Here is a 10,536-nt window from a genome sequence, read left to right on the forward strand (position 1 = left end):
GCCCCTCCGACTCAGGCGGCGTAGAGCGCCGCGACGTTCGCCGCGATCATCTGGGCTTGTCCGCCGCCGGCGTCGAGCAGCACCTGGTTGGTCTTTGCGCGGCGGTAGTAGAGGTGCACCCGATGCTCCCAGGTGAACCCGATGCCGCCGTGCAGGTGGATCGCCTCGCCCGCGACCTCGAAGGCCGCGGCTCCGCACCGCCGCCGCGCGACCGCGAGGGCCGCGTCCCGCAGTGGCGGGTTCTCCCCCACCGAGCGGGCTGCGAAGGCGAGCGCCGAGCGGGCGGACTCCAGTGTCACGTACAGGTCGGCCAACTGGTGCTTGACGCCCTGAAAGGCACCGACGACCTGCCCGAACTGCTCACGCACCTTGACGTAGGCGACAGTCAGGTCGAGCGCCTCGGCCGCGATGCCGACGCACTCGGCCGCCAGCGCCAGGGCCGCGCCCGTCTCCATCGCGTCCCGGGCCCGCTCGGCCTCACCGCCCCGCGCGAGCACGACGGCTGCGGCCTCCCGCAGCCGGAGCGTCGCGAATCCGCGAGTCAGGTCGATCGTCGTCATCGGCTCCGTGACCGCCCCGGCGGTGTCGGCCGGCACCCACGCCAGCGCGGTCCGCCCACCGGTGTCGGCCGGCACCAGCCAGCCGTCGGCGGCCGTTCCCGCCAGTACCCCGGGCACCACACCTGAGACCGCGGGTCCACCCGCACCGTCAGAGAGGACGGGCAGCACCGCGTCCGGCCGGCACCAGCGGGCGTCGGCCGGTACGACCACCGACGTACCGGCTGCGATCTCCGCGAGCATGGTGCGGGCACGCTCGTCGCCGGCAAGCGTCAGCAGGGCAGGGACCGCCTGCCCGACGACCGGCAGGAACGGCCCGCCGTGCAGGGCGCCGCCCATCTCCTCGTGGACGACCAGTTCCGCCTCGAGATCCAGGCCCGTGCCGCCGAGTTCCTCGGGCACCCGCACGCCTTGGAGCCCGAGCCGCCGGGCCATCCCGGTCCACATGCGCCGGTCCAGCGGCGCCGCCGCGGCGGCCTCATGGTCGTCCGCGCTCTGGGGTGTGGACGCGCGGACGACCCGGCGGGTGGCGTCGCGCAGCGCTCGCGACTCCTCGGCCGAGATCATCGCTCGGCGTCCGCGAGCAAGGTGAGCAACTGACCGTCGGGCGTGATGCCCGCGGTCTCGAGGGCGAGCGCCTTGGCGGCGTCCATGTCGTAGTGGTGGGAGACGACGACCTTCTGGGCGTACAGACCGCCTCCGGCCTGGATCACCGTGACATGCTTCCACCCGCCGAAAGCGTCCGCGGTGAAGTCGCGGATCGTGTGGAAGAGACGCATGCGGTAATCCGCCTCGACGCCTTCCATCGTGCGCATGTACTTCTGCAGGTCCGGTCCGGTCTCGGGGTTGCGCAGGTCGGCCATCGACGGCGCGGTCAGCACCGAGCCGCCGGCGATGTCGTGAAGGTGGCGCACCATCAGACTGAACTGCGCGGCGGCGTGGTACTTCGCGGCATTGGTGAACATCTCGTCCGGCGACGCCCAGCCCTCGGGGGTGAACGTCGCATGGTGCATCGCCGCCTCGAAGCCGGCCCGGATCAGGGTGGCGTAGGTGATCATCTCGGCGATCTTGTCCTTGATGTGGCCGATGCGCTGCAGGCCGTTGGCCTCCGCCACCAGTTGCGCGAGCCCGACCAGCGTGTCCGCGAGACGCACGTAGCTGCCGACGCTGCCCAGCCGCTCCCACAGGCCCAGGGAATGCGCGAACGTCGCCGAGTGCTCGATCTCACCGGCCAGGAACACCCGCTCATTGGGGACGAAGACGTCGTCGAAGACGACGAACCCCTCCGTCATCACGTGCCGCGAGCTGTACGGGAACAGGTCGGGATCCAGATCCGGCCGCGGGGCGAAGGAGGCGTTGATCACCCGGACGCCGGGCGCGTTGACCGGCACCGCCGCCGCGACGCTGTAGTCCTCCTCGCCCGGCTTCATCCGCTTGGTCGGCATCACCATCAGCTCGTGGGCGATCGCGGCCGAGCTGATGTGCAGCTTGGCCCCGCGGATGACGATGCCGTCCGGGCCGCGGTCGACGATCCGGACGTACAGGTCGGGATCGTCCTGCTTCGCGGGCGACAGCGACCGGTTTCCCTTGGCGTCGGTGATCGTCTGCACGAGTCGGATGTCGCGCCGCTTGCTCTCCTCGAAGTAGGCGAGCGCGCGCTCCGCGTACCGGGGGAAGTCCGGACGCATCCGGCTGGCCGCGGTCAGCACCATCAGCAGGCCGCTGGAGGTCGAGATCGTCGGGAAGTCCCAGTGCAGCTGGCGCTCCTGGGCGGCCCGCAGATCCTCGACCGAGCGCGGGACGAAGAAGTAGGGGCCGAACGCGTCGTCGCCGGGCTGGTAGTGCTGGTCGTAGCCGCGGGCGGCGGCGAGAGCGCCGCCCCGCAGCAGCGGCTCCTCGGTCACGTCCGGGACGGCGTGACCGTTCACGAACAGCCGCCGGCCGTCACGGAGGGAGTCGAGGTACTGGTCACCGGTGAGCATCAGGCTGGTCCTCGCTGTCGCAGTGTCGTCGTGGGCCGGTCGGGGATCGGGGGCCGGTCGGGGATCGGGGGCCGGGGATCGCGGGGCAGGCCGAGTACGCGCTCGGCGATGATGTTCTTCTGGATCTCGTCGCTGCCGCCGGCGATGCGGTGCGCCGGGGCACCGAGCAGCAGTTGGCTCCACGCGAACGTGCCCCACGTGCCGTGGTCGACGGCCAGCCGCGGCCCCAGGATCCGGGTGGCGACCGCGATGTAGAACTCCATGTCGGCGGTGCTCATGAGCTTGAGCACCGACCCGGTCTGCTCATCGGCGGGCGCGGCCAGGCTGCGCCGGGCGGTCTCGCGCACGATCTGCTCGCGTTCCCAGGCCTCGGCGAGCAACTCCCGGACGGCCGGGTCCGCGTCCGCACCGGTCGACTCGGCCAGCGCGTACAGTCGCCGGACCGGGTCGTTCATCAGGCCGTTGTGCTCGTCGCCCATCAGCGACCGCTCGCTGGTGAGCGTGGTCAGCGCGATCGGCCAGCCGCCGTCGACCTCGCCGATCCGCTGGGTGTCCGGCACGGCGACGTCGTCGAGGAACACTTCGTTGAAGTGCTCGGCGCCGGTGATCTGCCGCAGCGGCCGTACATCGATGCCGGGAGTGCCCATGTCGACCAGGAACGCGGTGATGCCGCGGTGCCGGTCGGCCGGATCACCGGTGCGGGCCAGCAGCTCACCGAGCTGGGCGAGGTGGGCGTAGGACGACCAGACCTTCTGGCCGTTCACCAGCCACCCCTCGCCGGCGCGGCGGGCGGAGGTCCGCAGGCTGGCCAGGTCGGAGCCCGCGCCCGGCTCGGAGAACAGCTGGCAGCAGATGATGTCGCCGCGCCAGATCCCGGGCAGGTACGCCGCCCGCTGTTCCTCGGTGCCATGGGCCAGGATCGCCGGCCCGACGATGTCGTGGCCGACCATGAAGCAGGCGGTGTTGGGCACGTCGTACTCGCGGAGCACCGCGTGCACGCGGTTGCGGTGCGCCTCGGTCAGCCCGCGGCCGCCGTACTCGGCCGGGCCGTCGATCCAGGCGAGCCCGGCGCCGAAGAGGTCCCGCTGCCAGTCGCGGGCCGCCTCGACCTCCACCAGTTCGGCATCGCCACGGCGCAGCCCGACGCCCATCACGTCGTCAAGGCCCTCGCCGAGGCGGGCCGGGGCCCGTCGGGGCACGCGCGGCGCGAGGAAGGCGTGCGCCTCGGCGGCGATCTCCTCGAGGGTCGGGCCCGCGGAGGAGCCGGCTGTGGTGGCCGTCATGCGACCACGCCCTCGGCGAGCCGTTCCCGCAGCAGGGCCTTATCGATCTTTCCGGTCGAGTTGCGCGGAAGCTCACCGACCACGACCAGCCTGGTCGGAGTCTTGTAACTGGCGAGCCTGCCTCGGCAGTGCTCGCGGAGTTCGGCGACCGTGAGTTCTCCGCCGCCCTTGAGCGAGACCACCGCGGTGACGACCTGCCCCCAGTGGTGGTCGGCTTCGCCCACGACCGCGATCTCCTCGACCCGGGGGTGATCGCCGATGACGTCCTCGATCTCGACCGGGTACACGTTCTCCCCGCCGCGAACGATCATGTCGTCGGCCCGGCCGGCGAGGTGCAGGTAGCCCTCTGCGTCCTTCCAGGCGAGGTCACCCGCCCGGAACCAGCCGTCGCGCACCGCACGGGAGGTCAGTTCCGGCTGGCCGAGGTAGCCGCTCATGACGGTGTCGCCGCGGCTCGCGATCTCGCCCACCTCGCCGTCGGAGACTTCGTCGCCGCCGGGGTCCAGCAGCCGCACGTCGCAGCCGTACGCCGGCTTCCCGATCGCCCCCAGCAGCCACTCGTCACCCGCCAGCGCGCGGCGGTGGTCCTCGGGCCGCAGCACCAGTTGCCCGCCGGCCTCCGTGCCGGCGCCGAAGCCGTTGTGCAGGTCGCAGTCGAAGACCTCGGCCATCTCCCGGATCACCGAGGTCGGCATCGGGGCGCCGCCGTACATGATCGACCGCAGCATCGGGTATCCGGTCTCGCGGACCCGCGGATGCCCGAGCAGCTGGATGATCATGCTCGGCACGAGCATCGCCTGCCGCACCCGCCCGGACTGCAGCCAGCGCAGTCCGAGTTCGAGGTCCCACTGCGGCAGCACCACCGAGCCGGCGCCGCGGGAGACGCCGTACATGACGTGACCGAGGCCGCCGGCGTGGAAGAGCGGAGCGCCCGACATCAGCAGGTCGCCTGGCCGGATACCGAGTTCGAGCACTCCGGACTGGGTGATCGCCTTGATCATCCGCTGCGACTGCAGCACGCCCTTGGGCGTCCCGGTCGTACCGCTGGTGAACGAGATGCCGAGGATGTCGTCGTCGGTCGTGACCGACTCGATCTCGGCTCCGGCCGTGCCGCTGGCGAGGAACTCCTCGAATGTCGGAAGGCCGTCCTCCGAGGTGTCGAACGTGACCCGGGCGCGGACATGGGCGCCGGCCTCGGGGAAGCAGCCGGCGACGATCTCCTCGTAGCGACCGCTGAGGAAGACGACCTTGGCCTGGCTCGCCGCCAGCACCGTGCGCACCTCGGCGGGCGCGAGGCGGAAATTCAACGCCGCGTAGGTGGCGCCGAGCTTCATGCACGCGAGGATCACCTCGACGTACCCGCATGAATCGGTGGCCATGATCGCGACCCGGTCTCCGCGGCCGACACCCTGTGCCCGAAGCGCTCGCACGAGGCGGGTCACCCGGCTGTCGACCCGCCCGAAGGTGAGGACGTCACCCTCGGCGGAGACCAAACACTCGGCGTCCGGGGTGAACCGGGCGTTCAGCGTCACCCAGTCACCCGGAGCCAGCCCCGACAACTGCATCTCGCACGCCTCCCTAGATGCGCAACGCCTCATCGCGCTATCCTGAATTTATTCAGAAACCTGCCGGATATGCAAGAGTGGCCACCCTGCGGTCACGTCCGAGAAGATCCGGACTCGATGAGCGGTCGCTGGACCAGCTCGACTGGCTGTTCTGACTAACCATCAGTTAGGATGCGGCGTCAGACTCCGCCGGGCACGGTGCCGGACGGGCGGACAAGCGAAACCGAGAGGGCGACGGAGACGACGATGACCAGCGAGGCGGACGGCCTGGACGCCGAGGCACAGGACTCACCGCGCCTGCGGCAACTGATCAAGGCCGCCGAGGACATCAAACTGGCCGTCCGGCGCCAAGACGGCCGGGAGACTCCGGTCGGCACGCGGGCGATGCGGACCCGCGGCAAGCTGCTCGAGGCCGCCGCCCGTCTCTTCACCGAGCGCGGCTACCTCAACACCTCGCTCAACGACGTGGCCCAGGACGCGGGTGTGAGCCTGCCGACGATCTACCAGTACTTCGCCGACCGCAACGACATCGTGGCCACCCTGGCGGCGGACCACGCGCTCCGCATGCTCCAGGCAGGAGCCGACGACTGGAAGCCCACGTCAGGACGGCTCGGGCTCCGGCGGGCGATCGCGGCGCTGGTCACGCTCTACGCCGAGAACAGCCCGTTCTTCTCGCTCTGGCAGGTGGCAAGCCACGTCGACGAGCGCCTGGCCGACCTCCGGCGCGACTTCGAGAACCAGTTTCAGAGCGGCTTCGCCCGCAAGATGCGCAACGGCATCGAACTCGGTGTGATCCGCCCCGACCTCGACCCGGTCGAGGTGTCGCGCGCGATGAACCTGATGGTGCAGTCGTACTGCCACGACGTATTCGTCGTCGGGGCCCGCCACGGCGCCCCGGCCCCGGAACCCGACGACGTCATCGACCTGCTGACCACACTGTGGGCTGACGCGATAGGGCTCCAGGAACACCCCGCCACAACCGGCGCCGTCCCCGGCGGTTGGGCCGCGCCGCAGCCGGTCACCGCGGCGCCCTCGCAGTCCTGACCGCGTCTTCGACCGGTCAGCATGCATGCCCGGCTCATGTGAAGGCGGCGTGGCCGGTCAGAGCCTTGCCGACGACCAGCTGGTGGATTGTCGCATCACCGGGTAGTCCAGGGTGATCCCGGCGGCCGCGAGGATCGTGCGGCACTCCCGGGCGATCTTGCTGGCCTCGCGAACGTTGTTCAGCTTGCCGAGGGCTGACCTGCTCGGGCCGGAGGCGCCCGGCATCCTTGAGCCGGCCGAGGTGCAGAGCGAGCAGCATTCCCCTCGGTGCCGCCCGCGCCTGCCTGGAGACAGCGATCGCCTTGGTCTACGGGGCAGAGAAGCCGGGGGTATCCGCTGGGACCAGGAAGCCGCGCACCTTGCCGTCCGTCTGTCCATCCAGGGAGGAGCAGCCGCTGGTGCGGCCCGGCCGCCAGGCGGCAGCGTCTCCCCGATGCTGAGGCTCTACAGCCTCGGCTGTCGGGCCCAGTGAACACGGACGGCAACTTCACCTACTACCGCGAGCCCGCACCTCCACGAGGGCTCGGAGTCGACGAACTCAAGGAAACGACATGAACGATAAAGAATTCGACCAGATCGCAGCGTTCCGGTCAGGAACGTCTCCTTCGAGCCGAGCTGTCGCAACCACTGGCACATCCATCACGGCACCGGCGGCGGTGGTGGCCAGATCCTGCTGTGCACGGCGGGCCGCGGCTGGGACCAGGCCTAGGGCGAGGACCCCGTCGGCCTGGAGCCGGGAACGGTGATCTGTGTCCCGGCCGGCACCGAGCACTGGCACGGCGCGAAGGCCGACTCGTGGTTCTCCCACGTCGCCTTCATCACCCCGGGCGAAGACCTGCGCAAGAACGGAGAGAACGCATGACGATCCTGAACGAGTGCTACACCCTGTCCAACGGCGTCGAGATCCCGAAGCTGGGGCTCGGCACCTGGTTCATCGACGACGACAAAGCCGCCCAAGCCGTGCAAGACGTCGTGGAGATCGGCTACCGCAACATCGACACCGCGCAGGCCTACGGCAACGAACGCGGCGTCGGCGACGGCGTCCGCACCGCACGCGTCCCCCGCGACGAGCTGTTCGTGTCGACCAAGCTGGCCGCCGAGATCAAGGACTACGACCAGGCAGTCGCCGCGATCGACGGCTCCCTCGCGACGCTGGGCCTGCAGTACATCGACCTGATGCTCATCCACAGCCCGCAGCCGTGGAACGACTTCCGCGGCGGCGACTACGCCGAGGGCAACCGCCAAGCGTGGCGTGCCCTGCAGGACGCCCACAAGGCGGGCAAGCTCCGCTCGATCGGGGTCTCCAACTTCCTGCAGCAGGACCTGGACAACATCCTGCGGACCGCGACCGTGGCCCCGCACGTGAACCAGCTGCTCACCCACGTCGGCAACACCCCCAGCGAGCTGATCGCCTACTGCCAGAGCAAGGGCATCCTCGTCGAGGCCTACTCGCCGATCGCGCACGGGCAGATGCTGAAGAACACAGATGTCCAGGCGATGGCCGACAAGTATGTCGTGAGCGTCCCGCAGCTGTGCATCCGCTACACACTGCAGCTGGGGACCGTGTCACTGCCGAAGACGGCCAATCCCGAGCACATGCGCTCCAACGCCGACGTGGACTTCCTCATCTCCGAGGACGATATGGCCGCGCTGCGCGGTCTGAATGCTCAGGATTACGGCGAGTACGGCAAGTTCCCCGTCTACAGCGGCAAGTGACCCAGGGACCGTGAACCGCCGCTGCCTGCGGTTCGCGGCCCAAGACCTCGCCGGCGACGCGTCGGCGCCGCCCGCCGGGCCGCGGCGGAGGTGAGCGGCACGTGCCGAACGTGCGCGGCCGGCCACACCTTCCGCTACCGGCGTCGATCCCGCACCAGGGCGGCTTCCGGCTCTACAACACCGTTCCTTCGCACGCCACACATTCCGAGGGCTGATGTCAGAGGAGGCGTCGGATTTCGCCGTAGGCCCGGTAGAAGCCGCCGCGGCCGGAAGTGCGGACGCCTTCGACGGCGTAACGGGTGCCGGGGTGGCGGATCTCCTTGGGGAACTGCACGTTCCAATCTTGCTCGTACCCTTCGCTGATGACTCGCACGCGCAGCCGAGGGCCATCCTGGTAGCACTCCACGATGACGGCGTCGCCCGGTTGGGAGGTGGTTTCGAGCACTGCCGCCGGCTCGGCCGCCGGCAGTGAAGCGGCGACCTTCACGTCCACGGGCTTGGGGACCGAGCCCTGCTGCGCCGCGTGGATGGCGGTCTCGGAGGCGTCGATGCAGACGAGCGACCCGTCAGTGGTGACGATGTAGACCCTGTCGTCCAAGAACTGCATCGAGTAGGCCGAGCCGTGCCCCGTGCCGAGTTTCCACAGGCGGGTGCCGTCCTCGTCGAAGCAGTAGATGGAGGAGTGGTTGTCTCCGGCGAACACATGGCGCCCATCAGGCGAGGTCGCACAGGCGAAGACGGCGGCGTCGCAGCGGTACACCGCTTCGACCTCGCCGTTCTTCTTGGCCAGCCGGTAGACGTCGTTATTGCCGGTCGCGGCGTACACCGAACGGCTCTCCTGCCAGCCGAACAGCACGTTTCCGCCGACCGCGGTCTGCCAGACCGGCTTGCCATCGGCGGCCGAATAGCAGGCCACACCGCATGAATGGCCGTGATAAATGGTGTTGCTCTCGGCGTCGCATCGCACCATCCAGGCCGAGTCGCCGTCGACATCGCGCGACCACTGGTACTCGTCTTCGTGGTCGACGGCGGTGACACGGCCGTTGCGGTCGGAGACTCCGAGGATCGCATCGTCGATGTCCAGCCAGTAGATGTCGACGTTCGCGGAGATCTCGTAGGCCACACGCGGAACCTTGCCGCTGAGGTCGTACACCCTGCCGTCGTCGCAGCCGGCGTAGATCCAGAAGTCGTCGGCGACGATGCATTTCACCCCGTTCGGCAACCGGTAGCGGCCGGTCACCGTGCCGTCGGTGGTGACGGTGTACACGTCGCCGTTCTGATTACCGACCCAGCACCGTTCCTGGTCGACGAAGATGCCGAATGCGGCGGCGCCGGTGGCGAGCCGCCACAGCACCGGCGCCTGCCGCGCGGTCGACCTCGTGCTGACCATGGTGCGCCTGCTGATAGGACGGGCCTGCCGCACGCCCCGCACGGCGGGCGCGTAGCCCTTTCTGGTCTTCTCCGCGATCTTCTTGGCGGCCGCCGCCGCAGCCTTGGCCTCGGTCGCGAAATCGGACACCTTCCTCTGGCCGGAGGTGCCGATTCTGCCGTAGGTAATGGTGACTCGGTTGCCGGAGCGGACCACCTCGTAGAACTTGTGCGCGGTGGCGCTGTCTTCGGACAACTCAAGGTACGTGCGGTGCTCCGCCATTCCAGCCTCTCGATCACCTGATGTCGCGAACCCGTTGTCGGGCGTCGCCGACAATACAGATCAGGTCTGACAGATCGGGTGAGAGTGCCCATGACGGCAGGGACGACCGAGAGCAGCCCCGGCGGCCGTGAGTTCGGAGGGGGAGGCCGCTCAGCCAGTGGGGGTGATGAGTACGGCAGCGGCCATCGCCGCAAGGTCAGCGGCCAGCCGATGGCGGCGTCCGCAAGGTATCCGGTCGGCCCGGCGAAGGACCCGGAAACCGGCCGAGTCGTCGATAGTGCGTCTGGCGAGCACTTAGGACACGGCTCTGCGGGCGGGACAGGACACCGGTCTTGTCCCCGCCCTCATTGCTACGGAGAGTGATGTACCTGGCAGGTGTTCTCGTGACCCTCGTTCGGGTGGGAGGGAGATGATCTCCAAAATCCCCCCAGTTGATCACTCAGGCCCTGCCGCGATTCTGCGGGAGGGCCTGTGGGGTAAGGGGTGGGCGATACTGGGTTCGAACCAGTGACCTCTTCGGTGTGAACACGACCGTTCACGCCTCAAGTGCCTACCTTTCCAACATCACCGCAGGTCAGGGACCGTAACTCGGCGCAGTACGGTGCGTCTCAAGGAAGATCAGATACCTTGCGATCTCCCACTACTAACCTCGGGCTTTCACCGGGCGGCGGTTCGAGCGTGACCGTTTAGACAAGAAAAGTGCCCCGAGCTGGGAGGATAGGGCTTGTCGAAGGTCCT

At 69.2% G+C, this 10,536-nt stretch carries 7 protein-coding genes; 2 read left to right on the forward strand and 5 right to left on the reverse strand.

All coding sequences use genetic code 11. The annotated features are described in order from the left end of the window. Positions 1-11 precede the first annotated feature (11 nt). The 4 genes from ABZ806_RS37555 to ABZ806_RS37570 are packed head-to-tail and all read right to left on the reverse strand — an operon-like array spanning position 12 to position 5,387. Positions 12-1,124 (reverse strand): acyl-CoA dehydrogenase family protein, encoded by a 1,113-nt coding sequence (locus ABZ806_RS37555; RefSeq protein ID WP_500223098.1) that lies wholly within the window; start codon positions 1,122-1,124, stop codon positions 12-14. Further along, complete coding sequence (locus ABZ806_RS37560; protein WP_500223100.1) at positions 1,121-2,539, reverse strand: 4-hydroxyphenylacetate 3-hydroxylase N-terminal domain-containing protein; 1,419 nt, start codon at positions 2,537-2,539, stop codon at positions 1,121-1,123. The genes ABZ806_RS37555 and ABZ806_RS37560 overlap by 4 nt, the downstream gene beginning before the upstream one ends. Beyond that, complete coding sequence (locus ABZ806_RS37565) at positions 2,539-3,822, reverse strand: acyl-CoA dehydrogenase family protein (protein WP_500223102.1); 1,284 nt, start codon at positions 3,820-3,822, stop codon at positions 2,539-2,541. The genes ABZ806_RS37560 and ABZ806_RS37565 overlap by 1 nt, the downstream gene beginning before the upstream one ends. Then, complete coding sequence (locus tag ABZ806_RS37570; RefSeq protein WP_500223104.1) at positions 3,819-5,387, reverse strand: class I adenylate-forming enzyme family protein; 1,569 nt, start codon at positions 5,385-5,387, stop codon at positions 3,819-3,821. The genes ABZ806_RS37565 and ABZ806_RS37570 overlap by 4 nt, the downstream gene beginning before the upstream one ends. Before the next feature lie 246 nt (positions 5,388-5,633). On the opposite strand from ABZ806_RS37570, the gene ABZ806_RS37575 reads away from it, so the two are divergent. Next, the gene (locus ABZ806_RS37575; protein ID WP_500223106.1) at positions 5,634-6,431 is read left to right on the forward strand and encodes a TetR/AcrR family transcriptional regulator; all 798 of its coding nucleotides are present in this window, start codon (positions 5,634-5,636) and stop codon (positions 6,429-6,431) included. A gap of 858 nt (positions 6,432-7,289) precedes the next feature. Continuing rightward, on the forward strand, positions 7,290-8,147 hold the full coding sequence (locus ABZ806_RS37580) for an aldo/keto reductase (protein ID WP_500223108.1): 858 nt from the start codon (positions 7,290-7,292) through the stop codon (positions 8,145-8,147). A gap of 217 nt (positions 8,148-8,364) precedes the next feature. Here the strand turns inward: ABZ806_RS37580 and ABZ806_RS37585 are convergent, their stop codons facing one another. Continuing rightward, complete coding sequence (locus tag ABZ806_RS37585) at positions 8,365-9,798, reverse strand: WGR domain-containing protein (RefSeq protein WP_500223111.1); 1,434 nt, start codon at positions 9,796-9,798, stop codon at positions 8,365-8,367. Positions 9,799-10,536 lie beyond the last annotated feature (738 nt).

Origin of the sequence: Spirillospora sp. NPDC047418, assembly GCF_040643275.1 — a bacterium.
GTDB lineage: Bacteria > Actinomycetota > Actinomycetes > Streptosporangiales > Streptosporangiaceae > Spirillospora.